The 16613-nt window shown below is 72.5% G+C and carries 16 protein-coding genes; 9 read left to right on the top strand and 7 right to left on the bottom strand.

Annotation, left to right across the window (positions count from 1 at the left end; all coding sequences use genetic code 11):
- Positions 1 to 2: 2 nt before the first annotated feature.
- The 4 genes from ABEB03_RS29580 to ABEB03_RS29565 all read left to right on the top strand — a co-directional run bounded on the left by ABEB03_RS29580 (position 3) and on the right by ABEB03_RS29565 (position 4807).
- On the top strand, positions 3 to 1598 hold the full coding sequence (locus ABEB03_RS29580; protein WP_345655918.1) for an alpha-L-fucosidase: 1596 nt from the start codon (positions 3 to 5) through the stop codon (positions 1596 to 1598).
- 132 nt (positions 1599 to 1730) lie between these two features.
- A complete protein-coding gene (locus ABEB03_RS29575) occupies positions 1731 to 3179 on the top strand; it encodes an MFS transporter (protein ID WP_345655916.1) in 1449 nt (482 codons plus the stop codon).
- A gap of 108 nt (positions 3180 to 3287) precedes the next feature.
- Positions 3288 to 4091, top strand: a complete 804-nt coding sequence (locus tag ABEB03_RS29570) for an NAD-dependent epimerase/dehydratase family protein (RefSeq protein ID WP_345655914.1) — start codon at positions 3288 to 3290, stop codon at positions 4089 to 4091.
- Positions 4092 to 4540: 449 nt separating this feature from the next.
- Positions 4541 to 4807: a hypothetical protein gene (locus ABEB03_RS29565; RefSeq protein ID WP_345655912.1), complete on the top strand. Its 267-nt coding sequence runs from the start codon at positions 4541 to 4543 to the stop codon at positions 4805 to 4807.
- Between the two features lie 128 nt (positions 4808 to 4935).
- On the opposite strand, the gene ABEB03_RS29560 is transcribed toward ABEB03_RS29565, so the two are convergent.
- The 3 genes from ABEB03_RS29560 to ABEB03_RS29550 all read right to left on the bottom strand — a co-directional run bounded on the left by ABEB03_RS29560 (position 4936) and on the right by ABEB03_RS29550 (position 6673).
- On the bottom strand, positions 4936 to 5439 hold the full coding sequence (locus ABEB03_RS29560; protein ID WP_345655910.1) for a CAP domain-containing protein: 504 nt from the start codon (positions 5437 to 5439) through the stop codon (positions 4936 to 4938).
- A gap of 480 nt (positions 5440 to 5919) precedes the next feature.
- Positions 5920 to 6093 carry a hypothetical protein gene (locus tag ABEB03_RS29555; protein ID WP_345655908.1) on the bottom strand — a complete coding sequence of 58 codons (174 nt, stop codon included), beginning with the start codon at positions 6091 to 6093 and terminating at the stop codon, positions 5920 to 5922.
- Positions 6094 to 6415: 322 nt separating this feature from the next.
- Positions 6416 to 6673, bottom strand: a complete 258-nt coding sequence (locus ABEB03_RS29550; RefSeq protein ID WP_345655906.1) for an SHOCT domain-containing protein — start codon at positions 6671 to 6673, stop codon at positions 6416 to 6418.
- A 205-nt stretch (positions 6674 to 6878) separates the two neighbouring features.
- Between ABEB03_RS29550 and ABEB03_RS29545 the strand changes: the two genes are divergently transcribed.
- On the top strand, positions 6879 to 9662 hold the full coding sequence (locus ABEB03_RS29545) for a heavy metal translocating P-type ATPase (RefSeq protein ID WP_345655904.1): 2784 nt from the start codon (positions 6879 to 6881) through the stop codon (positions 9660 to 9662).
- A gap of 122 nt (positions 9663 to 9784) precedes the next feature.
- Here ABEB03_RS29545 and ABEB03_RS29540 read toward each other — a convergent pair whose 3' ends face one another.
- The gene (locus ABEB03_RS29540) at positions 9785 to 10822 is read right to left on the bottom strand and encodes an aldo/keto reductase (RefSeq protein WP_345655902.1); all 1038 of its coding nucleotides are present in this window, start codon (positions 10820 to 10822) and stop codon (positions 9785 to 9787) included.
- Positions 10823 to 10940: 118 nt separating this feature from the next.
- Here ABEB03_RS29540 and ABEB03_RS29535 point away from each other — a divergent pair, with 118 nt between their 5' ends.
- A complete protein-coding gene (locus tag ABEB03_RS29535; RefSeq protein ID WP_345655900.1) occupies positions 10941 to 11522 on the top strand; it encodes a TetR/AcrR family transcriptional regulator in 582 nt (193 codons plus the stop codon).
- A gap of 189 nt (positions 11523 to 11711) precedes the next feature.
- Here the strand turns inward: ABEB03_RS29535 and ABEB03_RS29530 are convergent, their stop codons facing one another.
- Positions 11712 to 12269 carry a PaaI family thioesterase gene (locus tag ABEB03_RS29530; protein WP_345655898.1) on the bottom strand — a complete coding sequence of 186 codons (558 nt, stop codon included), beginning with the start codon at positions 12267 to 12269 and terminating at the stop codon, positions 11712 to 11714.
- A 64-nt stretch (positions 12270 to 12333) separates the two neighbouring features.
- Positions 12334 to 12633, bottom strand: a complete 300-nt coding sequence (locus ABEB03_RS29525) for a putative quinol monooxygenase (protein ID WP_345655896.1) — start codon at positions 12631 to 12633, stop codon at positions 12334 to 12336.
- A gap of 187 nt (positions 12634 to 12820) precedes the next feature.
- Between ABEB03_RS29525 and ABEB03_RS29520 the strand changes: the two genes are divergently transcribed.
- Positions 12821 to 13780 (top strand): GlxA family transcriptional regulator, encoded by a 960-nt coding sequence (locus ABEB03_RS29520; protein WP_345655894.1) that lies wholly within the window; start codon positions 12821 to 12823, stop codon positions 13778 to 13780.
- A 57-nt stretch (positions 13781 to 13837) separates the two neighbouring features.
- Here ABEB03_RS29520 and ABEB03_RS29515 read toward each other — a convergent pair whose 3' ends face one another.
- A complete protein-coding gene (locus ABEB03_RS29515; RefSeq protein ID WP_425589321.1) occupies positions 13838 to 14908 on the bottom strand; it encodes a helix-turn-helix domain-containing protein in 1071 nt (356 codons plus the stop codon).
- Between the two features lie 336 nt (positions 14909 to 15244).
- On the opposite strand from ABEB03_RS29515, the gene ABEB03_RS29510 reads away from it, so the two are divergent.
- Together ABEB03_RS29510 and ABEB03_RS29505 are read left to right on the top strand one after the other, a co-directional pair.
- Positions 15245 to 15661: a hypothetical protein gene (locus ABEB03_RS29510; RefSeq protein ID WP_345655890.1), complete on the top strand. Its 417-nt coding sequence runs from the start codon at positions 15245 to 15247 to the stop codon at positions 15659 to 15661.
- A gap of 51 nt (positions 15662 to 15712) precedes the next feature.
- Positions 15713 to 16453: a D-Ala-D-Ala carboxypeptidase family metallohydrolase gene (locus ABEB03_RS29505; protein WP_345655888.1), complete on the top strand. Its 741-nt coding sequence runs from the start codon at positions 15713 to 15715 to the stop codon at positions 16451 to 16453.
- Positions 16454 to 16613: the final 160 nt, after the last annotated feature.

Below are 16613 nucleotides of genomic sequence, written 5' to 3'. Positions count from 1 at the left end.
GCATGGCCGTCTCCCGACGCCTCTTCGTCACCGCAGCCGCCGCGGTGGCCGCCTCCGGCGGTGCCGCGCCCGCCCTGGCCGCCCCCGGCGGCACGGACCTCACCCCGGCCGCGTCCGGCGGAGCGGACCCCGCCGCGGCCGGCATCTCGGAATCCCCCGGGTACCGCATCCCCGTCAGCCCCGACGACACCGAGGCCGACCTGGTCCGCAAGGCATCCCGGGTCCGCCCCACCGCCCGGCAGATCGCCTGGCAGAACCTGGAGCGCACCGCCTTTCTGCACTTCGGCGTGAACACCTTCACCGGCCTCGAATGGGGCACGGGCGACGAGGACCCCGACGTCTTCCAGCCCGTCGGCCTCGACACCGACCAGTGGGCCCGCTCCCTGCGCGACGGCGGCTTCCGGCTGGCCATCCTCACCGTCAAGCACCACGACGGCTTCGTCCTCTACCCTTCCCGCTACTCCCGCCACACCGTGGCGTCCAGCAGCTGGCTCGGCGGACAGGGCGACGTGCTGCGCGCGTTCGCCGACTCCATGCGACGGCACGGCATCAAGGTCGGCGTGTACATCTCACCCGCGGACGAGAACCAGTACCTGCACGGCGTGTACGCCAACGGCAGCGCACGCTCCGGACGCACCGTCCCGGAACTCGTCGAAGGCGACGACCGCACACCGACGACGACGTACACCCTGGACGCCACCGACTACGGCGCCCACATGCTCAACCAGCTCTACGAGGTGCTCACCGAGTACGGACCTGTCGACGAGGTGTGGTTCGACGGAGCCCAGGGACGCATTCCGCCGGACAAGGTGGAGAAGTACGACTGGGACAGCTGGTACGCGCTGGTGCGGGCGCTCGCCCCCGACGCCTCCATCGCCGTGTCGGGGCCGGACGTCCGCTGGGTGGGCAACGAGGGCGGCCTCGCCCGCGAGGACGAGTGGAGTGTCGTGCCCGTCGCGGAGAAGGACTACGGACGCACGGACTACGCCCTGTCCTACGACGCCGCGGACATGGGCAGCCGGGACGCACTCGTCGCCGCCCGTCCGGTCGCCGATCACCTCCAGTGGTGGCCGGCCGAGTGCGATGTGTCCATCCGCGACGGCTGGTTCTACCACGCGGACCAACAGCCCAAGAGCGTGGATCAGTTGACGGACATCTACTTCCGGTCGGTGGGCCGCAACTCGGTGCTCCTGCTCAACATCCCTCCGGACACCCAGGGGTTGCTGCCGGCCGCCGACGTGACGCGGCTGAGGCAGTTCCGTGAGCGGATCGACCGCGAGCTGCCCGAGGATCTCGCCCGCGGCGCCCGGACCACCACCGGGCGAGGGGTCTTCACCGTGGACCTCGGCAAGGAGCGGGAGGTCGACCGCATCAGGCTCGCGGAGGACGTCCGGCACGGCCAGCAGATCGAGCACTTCGTGATCGAGGCCCACGACGGCGACGGATGGAGGCAGGTGACCGAGGCGGGTGCGGTCGGCGCGAGCCGGATCCTGCTCCTGCCGGCCCCCGTGCGCGCGCGACGCTGGCGCGTGCGCGTGACGGCGTCCCGCGCGACCGCGCACATCGCCGCGTTCCGCCTCTACCGGTCCGACGTCTGACCGACGCACGAGGACGGCGGCCCTGCAACCGGCAACGTCGGCCCGGGCGCTCGGCCCGGAGGCGTCGGTTGCAGGGTCCCGTGAACGGACTCACGCTGAGAAGAGAGGGGTTCGTGGCAGGGGTTGGTCGTCGTGAGCGGATCCGCAGACCGCACACCGGGGCTGTTCTCGGGCCGGGACCGTGCGGTCATCGCCGCCGCCTCGATGTCGATGCTGCTGGTGCAGATGGACTGGTTCGCGCTCAACCTGATGCTGCCGGTCATCGCCCGCGACTTCCGGACGCCGACCACCGACCTCCAGTGGCTGGTGAGCGGCTACATGCTGACCCTCGGCGCACTGATGATCGTCGGCGGGAGGGCGGCCGACGTGCACGGCCGAAGACGGGTCATCGTCCTGGGACTGACGGGCTTCGCCCTGGTGTCGGTGGTGTGCAGCGCCGCGCAGAACGTGGCGTGGCTGACGGCGGGACGCGTGGTGCAGGGAGCGACGGCGGCGCTGATCTTCCCCGTCGCGGTGGCGGTGGTCACCTCGCACTTCCGTGACGACCGGCAGGGCCGGGCCGTGGGCATGGTGCTCGCCTTCAGCGCCATCGGCACCGCGCTGGGTCCCTTCGTCGGCGGGGCGTTCGCCGAGCACGTGAGCTGGCGTGCGGTGTTTCTGTTGAACGTGCCGATCTGCGCCGCCGCGGTGCTGCTCATGCTGCGCTGCGTGGCCGAATCGCGCGACGAGGAAGCCGTACGGGGTCTGGATCTGCCCGGAGCGCTCGCGCTGGCCGTCGGGCTGACCGCCTTCATGCTGGCGGTCGACCAGGGAGCGCACTGGGGCTGGGGATCGGCGGCGACGGTGACGTGCTTCGTTGCCGGGGCGGCACTGCTGTGGCTGTTCGTGGTCGTGGAGCGCCGTACGGCGGAACCGCTGCTCGACCTCTCCCTGCTGCGCAACGGACCGTTCATGACGGTGACGATGGCCGGAACCGTGTCGAACGTCGTGTACTGCCTGGTGGCAGTGCTTTCGGCCCTGTATCTGCAGCAGGCGCGCGGGCTGTCGCCGTTCGGCTCGGGACTCGTCTTCCTGGCGCTGTCGGCGGGCGCGGGGTCGGCCAGTTACTGGTCGGGGCACCTGGCACGCCGTTGGCGTCCGGAGGCGCTGATGGCCACAGGGCTGCTGCTGAGCGGGACCGGACTGTTCGCGCTGACCTGGGCGGATCCCCTGGCGCTGTACACGGTCGTGTTCGCGGTGGTCGGGGTCGGCCTCGGGCTCGGCTGGGCGCTGACCAACGTGGCGACGCAGTCGTACGTGTCCGCCGGGCGGCTGGCGGCGGCGTCGGGGCTGGTGCTGACGTCGCTGGTCCTGTGGGGCGCGGTGGCCGTGGCGGTGGCGGCGACCGTCCTCGAAGTGGTCAGCGGATCGGCGGCGCGGGCGGCGTCCGACGGTCCGGCGATCGAGGTGGTGCTGCGGGCGGCCGCGGCGCTGGCCCTGATGGGTGCCGCGCTGCTCGTGCCGCTCGTCCGCTCCCACGGCGAGGCCCGTGCCGGACAACCCGCGGACGGCGACGTCGGCACGACTCCGCAGGTGCGCTAGTTTTCCCCGGCGTTGAACGCTCTCGGCCTCCCACACCGGTCCCAAACCCTTTGATGCGTCGTTCCGGAGCAGCGATGATGCACGGATCGTCGACTCTCCGGGGGAGCAATGGGTCTGGGAACGGTAGCGGTGACCGGCGCGGCAGGGACCATCGGCTCCGCGGTCCGGGAAGCACTGCGGCACGATGCGTCGCGGCTGATCCTGCTCGACCGCGTACCGCTGCGGCCGCAGACCGCGAACGAGGACGTGCACACGGTGGACCTGCGGGACGCGCCGGCCGTCGAGGCGGCGCTCGCCGGGGCCGACAGCGTGCTCCACCTGGGAGGTGTGCCGGACGAGGCACCCCTCGCGGACCTGCTCGAAGCGAACGTGCTCGGCACCCACCACGTGCTGGAGGCGGCGCGACGGCACGGCATCGAGCGGGTCGTCCTGGCCGGCAGCAACCGCGTGACCGGCTTCTACCCGGCCGGACACCTCACCGGCCCGCAGGAGCCGATCCGCGCGGACGGTCTCTACGGGGTCAGCAAAGCCGCGGTCGAGGCTCTGGGGCGGCTGTACTCCGACAAGTTCGGACTGTCCGTGATCTGTCTGCGCATCGGGAGCTTCGAGCCGGTGCCCGTCGAACCGCGGCACCTGGCGACCTGGCTGAGCCCGCGCGACGCCGTGGGCTATGTCCGGGCCGCGCTGACCGCGCCCCGTTCCACGCGCTTCGCCACGGTGTACGCCGTCTCCGCCAACACCCGCCGTTTCTGGGAGCTCCCGGAACCGTCCGTGCTCGACTACACCCCCGTCGACGACGCCGAGCTCCACGCCGGGGACATCCCCGGAGCCGACCTCCCGGCCGACCCCGCCGCACCCCAGGCCGGCCCCTACGCCTCGCCCGAGTTCACCCTCGAACACATCCGCCCCTGACGCCGAGCCGCCCGCCGGGGCACCACGTTCCGATCCGTCCGGGGGCGCAGCCATGCGATCGGCCACCCGGCGGGTCCGAGGGCCCGCCGGGCCCGCCCGTCCGCCGCACACGGTGATCACCTCAACGAGCGCCGGGAGCCAGGTGCCTTCCGGGAGTGCGGGCGCTCCGGGAGTGTTCTAGCGTCGTAGGAGCGAGGGTGGTCGGAACCGAGCCGATCGGTCGCGGAGGAAACACACCACCCGCTCGCCGGGCACGGCACATCGCCGCCCGGCCGGGGAGCGCGGTGCTCACCTCGGCGCGGCACGCACCCTCGGAGCGGTGCTCGCTCGGGCGCGGTGCTCACCCCGAGGGAAGCGCGTCTTTCGGGCTGTTGCTCGCCGCCGCCCCCGCACACGGTTCCGTGCAACCGGGACCGTACGACCCGACACCGGAGAGCAGGTGCATCCTCATGCGTCGCTCGGCAACCATTCCCAGCGTCCTCGCCGGCCTGGCCCTCGCCCTGGGTGGCGTCGTCATGGCCGCTCCGGCCGCCCACGCGGACATCGCGGCCTGCCAGGACCACGTCCAGAACCAGGGGACCGAGGTCACGGACGACGTCCGGATGGCGTGTTACGTGGGCCTGGTGGGCGACCAGACCCGCTGCGTCAGCGACCTCGCACAGGCGGGCGTGTCGAACGCCGTCGCGACCGAGGCGTGCCGCCAGGCTCCGCGATGACCGGGGTCTGCGACCGGGCTCCGCAGTGACCCGCGCAGGCGTCGGAGTCCGCAGTGACCGGGGCCTGTTGCTGTCGCCAGGCCCCGGAGCGCTGCGCGCGTCCGTACCCGCGCCCATGAGGAGTGGCTTCACGAGTACCGGCAGACGGTGACCGACCCGGTCGGAACGTCGCTCTTCGTACCGCAGCCGATCTTCGTGTACCCGCTCTGGATCATGTTGTAGTAGTGACCCCACTTCGTCATGTAGCCCTGGCTGTTGGGGTCGTGGTCGGAATCGGCGTCGTAGGCGCTCTTCTCGGACGCCCATTGCCCTGTCGCCTGACCGGGCCCGGCGCTCGACATGTTCTCGGCGGCGTTGTCGATCGAGTCGTGGTGCAGCCCTCCGCCGGCGGTGGACGCCGGGTTGTCGGCCCAGGCCTGAGCGTCCTTGGCGAGGGAGTCGTCCCAGGCCAGAGGCGCCTGACCGGCAGCCTGACGGACGCTGTTGGTCTCGGCGACGATGGCCTCCTGATCGGAGGCACTGATGTCGGAGACGGCCGCCGAGGCGTTCGTCGTCAGAAAGGTGCCTGTTGCCATCAGCGCCGCTGCGACGACAGCCGTGGCACGACGGTGTATGCGAGTGGAGCTCTTCATCGCGACTCCCTGGTCACACGGAAACTGCAGCGAGGAAAGGCTGCTGGTGGTGGGGAAGGAGCGGAGGAGAACCACGGAAGGGGAAGGAGCGCCGCCCCGCCGGTGCGTGTGTCGGCAGGGGGCCGTCGGCGGGGGACGAAGCGGTCCTGTCTGCCGGATGGCGGTCCTCCGTGCCACCAGCGTAGGACGAGGGTGTCGCCACGGCGACCGGAGCCACCGGCGGCTCCGCCCTTGGCGTCGCTCCCAACAGGCAGTCTGCTCCGGCGAGTTCTACGTGTCTCGTGGCGGCGCCGGTCCCGCGCGCGCCGTCCGGGCACCGGTCGTCGAGCCGTGCCGAGCGGCCCGACTCCAAGACGCCCCCGTCTTGGGGGACTTGGGCCTCACCGCTGGGTCACGATCGTGGGCCCGGCGTCGGCTCGGACAGCGGATCCGGCTGCCGTGGCGGCGACTTCGGTGGTCGGCCGATGAGGCGACGTGACGTCACGCGCGTCCCTCACTCGCGCGTTCGCGTCGCGCGGCGCTCTCCACGGGGTCTTCGGCCCTGAGCGGGCCGGCGCCCGGACGGCTGTGATGGTGCGTGGTGCAGAAGCGGATCTCGTGCCCGTCGGGGTCGTGCAGCTGCGGCAGGATCCAGCCGATGGCGGCGAAGTGCACACCGGCGTGGGTGTCGCCGAGGGCGGTCAGGTCCTCCGCCAGTGCCTCGTCGGCGGCGTTGTCCGGGACGCCGATGGCGAAGTGGTCGAAGCCCGCCGCGGCCTTGGCCCGCGACGGATCCAGGCGCAGGGCGAGTCGCGGACCGTCGGCCGGATGCCGCAGGGCGTAGCCCCGCTCGGCGGGGCTTCCCCGGCAGGCGCCGGGGCCGGGCGACCGGGCCGCACCCGCGGTCGTGCGGGCGAAGCCGGGCGAGCGCCGTCCCCGACCGTGCGGGCGGGCTGCAACCGTGAGCGTGTGCCCGCGACCGTACGGCCGGTGGGCGTCAGGGTTTGGCGAGCGGCCCGGCGCGCAGGGCGCTCAGGCGGCGCCGGTACTCGTCCTCGTCGATCTCCCCGCGGGCCAGCCGTTCCCGGAGGATGTCCTCGGCCGGGGGTGCGGCCGGCGTGCGGGTGTGCTCGCGGGGCCGGTCGAGGGCCCGGAAGAGCAGTACGGCGACCGCGATGATCAGCGCCCAGAAGAGGACCATCCCGACCGACATCGCGAACCAGCCCCAGCCCCCGTGGTCGTACCAGAACAACATCACCCTTCACCTGCCTTCGGCGTCGTCGGGTGGCCGCGTGCGGACGGGCGCCCGGCGGACTTCTGCCTTCACCTGCATCGTCCCGCTGTCCGCCGCGGATGTCCGGGGCCGGACGGTCCAGGACGGGTGGGCCACAGTGCCCCTGGCGGCCGCGGACGACCGGGCGCAGGCTGGAAGACAAGCGGACCAGGGAGGCGAGCAGCCCATGGGTGCCCTCGATGTCGCCGTCGTCGTGGCCTCGGCCGTGCTGATCGGCGCGCTGGCCCGGTACTTCTTCGGACCGCGCCGCGCCGGTGCCGCCCGGCTGGAGGACGGGGTGCAGCGGGTCGAGGTGACGGTGCGGGGCGGCTACAGCCCCGACCTGATAAAAGTCCGCCAGGGCACACCGGTCGAGATGGTCTTCGACCGGCAGGAGGCGGGGGAGTGCACCGCCCGTGTCGTCTTCCCGGATCTGAGGATCGGCGCGGGGCTGCCCGCCCATATGCGGACCACCGTGCGGCTGAACCCCGACCGGCCCGGCGCTTTCGGGTTCACCTGCGGCATGAACATGATCCAGGGCACGCTGCTGGTCGAGCCCGCGGAAGGCCCGGTGCGGCCGGCTCCCGACGGCGACGGCACCACCACGACGGCGCCTGACGTCCGCGCGTCCGGCGGACCGTCGCAGGGCGTCGAACGGACGGCGGCCGAGACGGAGGCCGCCGACGCCGCCGAGCGTCGCGCCGAGATCAAGGACCTCACACGCCGGGTGGCGGTCGGCGCGGTGCTCACCGCCCCGGTGCTGTTCGCGGTGATGGCGCACGAACTGTTCGGCGCGGACTGGGTGCCCGGCTGGATGCTGAACCACTGGTTCCAGCTGGCGCTGATCGCGCCGGTGATGTTCTACACCGGCTGGCCGGTCCATGTGACGGGCTGGCTGACCCTGCGCCACCGCGCTGCCGACATGAACTCGCTCATCACCCTCGGCACGAGCGCCGCCTTCGGCTACAGCTTGATCGTCACCCTCGCCCCGGGCCTGCTGCCCGAAGAGGTGCGCGAGGTCTACTACGAGGCCGTCGGCGTCATCCTGACCCTGATCCTGCTGGGACGGCTCCTGGAGGCGCGGGCGAAGGCGGGCACCGGAGAGGCCATCCGTGCCCTGCTGGGCCTGCAGGCCAGGACCGCTCGCGTCGTGCGGGACGGAACCGAGAGCGAGATCCCCGTCGAGGACGTCGTGGTCGGAGACCGACTGGTCATCAGGCCCGGGGAGAAGATCCCCGTCGACGCCGAGGTCCTCTCCGGCTCCTCCGGGGTCGACGAGTCCATGGTCACCGGTGAGCCGATGCCGGCGACCAAACGCGCCGGGGACACGGTCATCGGCGCGACCGTCAACGGCACCGGGTCCCTGCGAGTACGGGCCGCCAAGGTCGGAGCCGACACGATGCTCGCCCGGATCGTCCGCCTCGTGCAGCAGGCACAGGCGTCCAAGGCGCCCATCCAGCGGCTGGCCGACGCCGTCTCGGCGTACTTCGTGCCCGCGGTCATCGCCGTCGCGATCGCCACCTTCGCCGTGTGGTTCACGCTGGGCCCGTCTCCCGCGCTGACCCTGGCGCTGGTCTCCGCGGTCGCCGTCCTGATCATCGCCTGCCCGTGCGCGCTGGGTCTGGCCACCCCGCTGTCGGTGATGGTCGGGACCGGCAAGGGAGCCCGGGCGGGCATTCTGATCCGCTCCGCCGAAGCCCTGGAGACCGCGCACAAGCTGGACACCGTCGTGCTCGACAAGACCGGCACGGTGACCGCGGGCACACCCGTCCTGACCGACGTCCACCCCCTCGGTGGTGTCGACGAGACGCGGCTGCTCCGGCTGGTGGCCGGGGCCGAGGCCGACAGTGAACACCCGCTGGCGCAGGCGATCGTCGCGGGCGTCCGCGACCGTGGCCTTCGCCCGCCCGCGGCGACGGGCTTCGACTCGGTCACCGGCAAGGGCGTGCAGGCCACCGTCGACGGGCATCCGGTCCTGGTGGGGACCGCCCGGCTGCTCGGTGACGTCGGCATCGACACCACGGGGCTGACCCCCGTGGCGGAAGCCCTGTCCGGCGAGGGCAAGACCCCCGTCCTCGTCGCGGTCGACGGACGTCCCGCCGGCGTGCTCGCCGTCGCCGACACCGTCAAGGAGGACTCCGCCGCGGCCGTCGCAGCCCTGCGCGATCTCGGCATCGACGTCGTGATGCTCACCGGGGACAACGCCCGTACCGCCGCCGCCATCGCCGCGCAGGTCGGCGTCGCCCGGGTGCTGGCCGAGGTGCTGCCCGAGCACAAGGCCGACGAGATCCGCCGCCTCCAGGCGGAGGGCCGCACCGTCGGCATGGTCGGCGACGGCATCAACGACGCCCCCGCCCTGGCCGCCGCCGATGTCGGCCTGGCCATCGGCACCGGAACCGACGTCGCCATCGAGGCCGCCGACATCACCCTGATCTCCGGTTCGCTCGGTGGGGTCGTCACGGCGATCCGGCTGTCGCGGGCGACGATGCGCAACATCCGGCAGAACCTGTTCTTCGCCCTGCTCTACAACGCCGTCGGCATCCCGCTCGCCGCGGGCGTCCTGTATCCGTTGTGGGGCATCCGCCTCAGTCCGATCATCGCCGCCGCGGCCATGGCGCTGAGTTCGCTGTCGGTCGTCACCAACGCCTCCAGGCTGCGCCGCTGGCACCCACCTTCCTTGCCGACCGCCCGGCCCGCGCGTGCACAGCCCCAGGTCGAGTCCGCGGCCGACCGGGCCCCGGACGACAGTTCACACGGCCACCCCGAAGCCCAGGGCGACGGCGACGGCACGGTCGCGGACCCGGTGTGCGGCATGCGAACGGCCGCGGCGACCGCCGCCGCACACCGGCGGACCGAGCAGGGCACCTACTACTTCTGCTCAGCCCACTGCGCCGCCGCCTTCGACGCGGAGCCTGGCCGGTACACCGCGCCGGCCGCCGGCCACGCGCGCAAGGAGAGCGGCCCCCGCTGACCACCGCTCGGCCGAGCGGACCGGCGCCCGGCCCCCGGCGGCAGCCGGTGGCGGACCGGCGAGCGGACCGGCGCCCGGCCTCCCCGGCGGCAACTGGTGGCGGACCGGCGCCCGGCTACCCGCTACCGGCGGCGGAACGCGGCGTCCAGCGTGCGTGTGCTGGTGTTCCACATGTTGTCGGCGATGTTGACCGTGTGGCCCGGCGGCACGATCTCGTCGATGCGGTCGAGCACGTCATCGGACAGGTCGACGCCGTCGGCCGTCAGATAGGAGTCGAGGTGGTCCATGGTGCGCGGGCCCACGATCGCGGAGGTGACCGCCGGGTGGCGGGTGACGAACGCGATCGCCATCTGCACGAGCGTCATCCCCGCCTCGTCAGCGAGCGCCCCGAGCGCGTCGGCGGCGTCGAGCTTGGCCGCGTTCGCCGGGGACGTGGCGTCGTAGGCGCCGGGGAATCGCTGCTGCCGGGCGACCGAGCCCGGACCCGCGACGTCCCGGCCCTTGCGGTAACGGCCGGTCAGCCAGCCGCCGGCCAGCGGGCTGTAGGTCAGCACGCCCATTCCATACCGCCGGCAGGTCGGCAGCACGTCGTACTCGACGGCGCGGGTCAGGAGCGAGTACGGCGGCTGCTCGGTGCGGAGCCGTTCGCGGCCGCGCCGCTCGGCGGTCCAGTGCGCCTCGACGATCTCGGAGGCGGCGGCCGTCGACGCGCCGAACATCCGGATCTTCCCGGCGTGCACCAGATCGGACAGGACGCCCAGCGTCTCGTCGATGTCGACGGCCGGGTCGAGGCGGTGGACCTGGTAGAGGTCGATCCAGTCGGTCCCGAGGCGGCGCAGTGAGTCGTCCACCGCCTTGGTGATCCACCGCCGTGACGTCCCGCGCCGGTTGGGGTCGTCACCGGACGGCAGGCCCGCCTTGGTGGCGAGTACGACGTCGTCGCGGAGCGAGCCGGTGAGCGCCTTGCCCACGATCTGCTCCGACTCGCCGCCCGAGTAGACATCGGCGGTGTCGATGAAGTTGATCCCCGCGTCCAGGGCACGGTGGATGATCTTGACGGAGTCGTCGTGATCGGAGTTGCCGAAGGCGCCGAACATCATCGCGCCGAGGCACAGTCGGCTGACGGAGACGCCGGTGCGTCCGAGGGGTCGGTAGTCCATGGAGGGCTCCTCCGGTCGCCGCGAACCGGTCGCGGCAGGTAGGTAGAATCAGGCCCCACGCAGAAGTGGACAGCCTGTCCGTTCAGCGTACCGGATAACCTATCCACTTAGGGAAGCGATGACCCCGGACCAGCCGACCGCACCGCCCAGGCGTGCCGACGCCGAGCGCAACCGCGACAAGATCCTCGCCGCCGCGCGCGCCGCGTTCGCCGAACCCGGCGCCCAGGTGTCGATGGCCGAGGTCTCGCGGCGCGCCGGGGTCGGCATGGCGACCCTCTACCGCAATTTCCCCGGCCGCCGAGAGCTTCTGGAAGCCCTCTACGTCGACGAGGTCGACGCCGTCTGCGAGGCCGCGGGGACCGTCGACGGCGCGACACCGGGGGCGACGTTCGCGGCCTGGCTGCACCGGTTCTTCGCCTTCTTCATCAGCAAGCACGACATCGCCTCCGAACTCCTGGCGCAGACGGACGGCGACGACCCCGTCTTCAGCGAGAACCGTGCCCGGGTACTGGCCGCCGGCCGGCCGCTCCTGGCCGCCGCGCAGGAGGCGCGCGAGATCCGCGAGGACCTCACCCTCGAGCAGATGTGCGACATGGTCATCGCCATCGCCGCGATTCACGGCGATCCCGACTACGTCGAGCCGATCCTGCGGGCCGCGCTCGACGGCCTGCGCCCGGCGGGCGACGGGGCGCCTGCCTAGGAAGCGAAGGCGGAGCCTGCCCAGGGAGCGACTGCGGCGCCTCCCCGCCTGGCGGGCGGGGAGGCGCCGACCGGTCGGTCGCGCCGGTGTGCGGCACCTCCGACGTTCACCACGACCGTGTACGCGGGCTCTTGGACGGTCCCGGGGCGGACCACTGCGGAACGAAGCCGTCGGGCCCGCCCTTGCGGCTCAGTCCGTCCCGGGCAGCGCGAACACCGCGCAGGTGGTCGTGGCGTGGGCGTACAGCTTCCCGTCGGTGGTCCCGACGACCCTGGCCTCCGCGGTGGCGGTGGTGCGGCCCGCGTGGATCACGGTGCCCTCGCAACGCAGGGTCGGGGTGTCCGCGAGGACGGGGCGCACCATGTTCACGCCGAGCTGGATCGTGGTGTAGGCGCGCCCCGCGGCGAGCGTCGACATCACCGCGCTGCCGAGGGCCGAGTCGAGGAGCGTGGCGAGGAAGCCGCCGTGCACGGTGCCCATGGGATTGAGCAGGTGCTCGGCGGGCTCGCCCTCGAAGACGGCCCGGCCGTGCTCGGCCGCCACGAGCCGGAAGCCGAGCGTCCCGCAGATCGGTGCCTGCGGGAAGCGACCCTCGACGCACAGCCGGAGCACCTCCAGGCCCGAACGGCCGGCTCCGTCGGCGTAGCTGGTGGGCGGCTCCCAGGTGTGGGTGCGCGAGCGGACGCCGGGGCCCGTCCCGGGCGGGGCGCCGGCGCCCGTCGCCGGGGCGGAGGTCGTCGATGTCATGACTGGTGGATCTCCTGTGCTTCGGACCGGTGTACGTGGAGGGTGTGCTGCGGGACGGAGCCGCTCAGGGCAGCTTGACCGCGAGCAGGTCGACCGGCCGGATGTCGGGAGCCGAGGCGAGCATGGTCTCCGCGGCCCCCATGAGCGCGGCGGCGATCCGACCACGCAGATGCTCCGTACGGTCCTCGTCGTTGTCGAAGGTGTCGAAGACGCCGAACGTGGTGACGTCCTCCCGGAAGGCGAACCAGGTGACCGTCCGCTTCTCCTCCTCGGCGAGCTGCACGGCGTCGGTCAGCATCCGGGCGACCTGGTCGGCGTAGTCGGGCTTGGCCTCGATGCGGGCCAGCAGGCCGATGTTGTTCATGACGGTGGGCTCCCTCTGTTCGGTTCGGTGCCCCTTTCGGGCACCCATGGCGCGATCGCCCGGCACTCCGCTGCGGGAGGCGGTCGGCGCGGTCGCATGCCCCGGTGATCGGGGACGTCGTTCACGCTAGGCCGGTGAACCGCCCGGCCCCAGTGTCGGAAACGACACGTCTGATAGCGTTCCCGACATGGATGTCGCGGTACTCGTGTACGACGGTGTGTTCGACTCGGGACTCAGCGCGGCGCTGGACGTCCTCGACGCGGCCAACGCGATGCGCGGCGAACTGCCCCAGCCCCCGCCGGCCTGGAACGTCACGACGGTCGGCTTCAGCGCACAGGTACGCACCGGCGCCGGACACCTCGTCACCCCCGAGCCCGCTTCCGTCGCGGCCACCACGGATCTGCTCGTCGTGCCCGCACTCGCGGAGCGCCGGCCCGAGGCTCTCCTCGACCGGGTCGCCGGCCCCGACCTCGCGGGGGTGCGGACACTGGTCGCCGAGTGCCGGGACGGGGGAACCCCCGTCGCCTCGGCCTGCACCGGCACCTTCCTGCTCGCCGAGTCCGGCGTCCTCGACGGCCGCCGGGCGACGACCACTTGGTGGCTGGCGCCCGTCTTCCGGGGCCGTTACCCGGCGGTCGATCTCGACGAGACCAGCATGGTGACCACGTCGCAGGGGGTGACCACGGCGGGCGCCGCCTTCGGGCACGTCGACCTCGCCCTCGCCCTCGTACGGATGGCCAGCCCGGCCCTCGCCGACCTCGTCGCCCGCTACCTCGTCGTCGACGAACGGCCCTCCCAGTCCGCGTACACCATCCCCAGCGCGCTGGCCCAGAGCGACCCCCTGATCGCGGCGTTCGAGCGCTGGGCGCGCCTGCACCTCGACGCGCCCGACAGCCTCTCGCAGGCGGCGCACGCGCTCGGCGTCAGCGAGCGCACGCTGCAGCGCACCGTCCGCCGTGTCCTCAACACCACGCCGGTGCGCTTCGTCCAGGACCTGCGCGTCGAACAGGCCACGCATCTGCTGCGGACCACGGACCTGTCCCTGGAGACCATCGCCCGCAAGGTCGGCTACGAGCACGCCACCACCTTGCGCTCGCTGCTGCGCGACCGCACGGGCGCCACCACCGCGGGCCTGCGTACCCGCTGAATGCCGTGTGCGCACGGCACCGGCCCGAGGCTCTTGAACTCACCCCGTACGAAGGGGTCATGCGCCCTGGACGGGCCGGTCGGTGAAGATGTCGGCCCCGGGCAGGAGTCCCTGTCCGATCCCCGACGGGGCGTGCCGCACGTTCCTGCTCACCATCGTCGCTCCCAGCAGTGTCAGCGTGTGGATGACGGTGTTGCCGTGACGGTGGCTGGTGATCAGGCCGGCATCGCGCAGCGCCGTGGTGTGGTGCGTCGCGGTGGCCGGGGTGACTCCGGCCAACCGGGCGGCCTCCGTGGTGGTGGCACCGGCTGCCGTGGCCCGCAGGACGGCGGCCCGCGCCCGGCCCAACAGGAGCTCCAGGGACGGCGAACCGGCGGCGTCCGCGCCCGTGCGGGCCGACCCGGGGGGCACCTCGTGGTGCAGCGAGTGGACGAGAACGGGGGGTAATCGCGGATCGGCGAGGGAGACCGGCCCCTTCCAGCAGAAGTAGGAGGGTATGAGCAGCAGTCCGCGGCCCTCCAGCCGGATGTCGTGTTCCGTCGGGTACGTGCCGATCTCCAGGCGTGGGTGCCGCCAACGGACCGCCGGCCCGAGCCCTTCGAGCAGACCCTCGGTACCTCCGTCGAGCAGATGCCGGGCCAGCCGGACCCGTTCGGTGTGCACGCTCTCGTGCACCCACTCGTCGTAGGGTTCGATGACGGTCCGGTGGTAGGCGCGGAGGATGCCCACCAGCTCCGCCCGGGCCTCCTTCTCCGTCAGCCGGCCGAGCGGGGCCGGCACCCTCCCGATCCGGGCGAGGGTGGCGAGTTCCGCCGCCACCCGGTCCGCGGGTGTGGCCAGGATCGCCTCCAGTCCGGCCTCCAGCCCGGCCACCCCTTCCAGCGGTGTGAGGAAGTCGGGCCAGTACGACGTGCGCGGGAAGAGGGGCAGGAGGACCTGCCGCACCACGCCTTGGAGCCCCGCCTCGCGGAGCCGCGCACGTGCCGTGCGGTACCAATGCGCGTACGCCCAGCGGCCTGCCGGGGTCTGGAAGCGGTGAAGGCTCGAGGCGATCTCCCACAGCGGGTGCGGAGCGGCGGCGACCCGCGTCCTGGCCAGATCCTCGGCCGAAAAGTGGAAGCGCAGCACGGCCAACACCCTTTCCACCTGCGACATTTCACCCTGTTCGAATGAGCATGACAGAAGGCGGCGTACACCGGAGCATGAACTCGCTCCGCCGCACCGATCCCCGCAGCACCCCGGCTCCCAGGCGCCGTGCGAGGCACCGCGCAGCGACCTTCCCCGCGCATCCCCGCACCGTCCGCACGCCTGCGAACGCGGAAGGAACCCGATGGCGAAGACCTCCTCGGTGTGGACCTGGCAGGCGCCGTCGCGCGCGTCCGGATCGCCTGCCGAGACCCACCGGGACCGCTGGACCGGTGCGCGGGCTCCCGCTCTGCCCGCTTCAGCGATCGGAGAGTTCAGATGACCCGCACCCGGCGAACGACGGCCGTCCTCGCGGCCGTGACCGCGCTCCTCACCGGTGCCGCCACCGCGCCCGCCCTCGCACAGTCCGAAACGGCCGCCACGTCCTGCTACGGCGGCGCCAAGTCGCTCACGTACCACTACTCGGCCACCGCGGTGGAGTTCGGCACCTACACGACCAGTTCGCGGTGCGCCGACATCAACATCAAGCTCAGCAGCTCGGCCACCGGCTTCCTGGACGCCTGCATCGTCTTCGTGGACCACACCTCGCTGTGCAACCACGACGACACGTACTCGACGTTCGGCCCCCAGTGGGCGACCGTCGCCACCGACGTCAAGGACGGCACGCACTTCAGACTGCGCGTGCACGCCTACGACACCGACGCCCAGGTCGTGCCGTTCCAGCTCGCCTACTGACGACCGACCAGCCTGAGCGCCCCACCCGCCCACGCCTCACAGGGAGTCACCATGACCTTCATCCCGAACCGCCGCGCGATCCTGCGCGGAACCCTCGCCGCGACGGTCGGCGCGTTCGCCGGCCCCGTGCTCCTCTCGGGCACCGCCCGCGCCTACAACTGGACGCGCACCATGAACCAGGGCGCGACAGGAGCCGATGTGACGGAGCTTCAGATACGGGTCGCCGGCTGGGCCGCGGACTCGGCCTCCCAGTCGCGGGTGAGTATCGACGGCGACTTCGGCCCGGGCACGGCCGCCGCGGTCCGCAGATTCCAGGCGGCCTACGGCCTGTCGGTCGACGGCAGCGCCGGCCCCGCGACCCAGGCGCAGCTCAACGCCCTCGAGCAGTCGGACGGTTCGACGGCGCACTTCAACTGGAGCGAGTTCACCGACCGTTCGAGCGGCAACTTCGACGGCGGCAAGGTGAGCGCGGCGGCCGTCAAGGAGAACGCCCGCCGGGCCATGTACAAGCTGGAAGCCCTGCGCAAGAAGCTCGGCAACACCGCCATCACCGTCAACTCGGGCTTCCGCAGCATCGCGCACAACGCCGAGATCGGCGGGGCCAGCGACAGCATGCACCTCTACGGCACCGCGGCCGACCTCACCGTCCCCGGCGTCAGCAACCGCACGGTGTACCAGAAGGCGGAGACCTGCGGATTCTCCGGTCTGGAGCGGTACACCGTCGACCACCAGCACGTCGACAGCCGCGCGGACCTCGGCCGCGCCTGGTGGTGGGAGAGCGGCACCATCTGACAGCCCGTCGACACGAGCGCCCGACCGTCGGCAGGGCGGCTCGCCGGGCGGACACCCGGGACCGGACCGCCCGGGACCGGACCGCCCGGGACCGGACAACCCGGCGGACCGCCCGGGACCGGACAACCCGGCGGACCGCCCGGGACCGGACAACCCGGCG

The sequence above is a fragment of the Streptomyces siamensis genome, assembly GCF_039543605.1.
Classification (GTDB): Bacteria; Actinomycetota; Actinomycetes; order Streptomycetales; family Streptomycetaceae; genus Streptomyces; species Streptomyces siamensis.
This window is presented reverse-complemented; position numbering and strand designations above follow the sequence as displayed.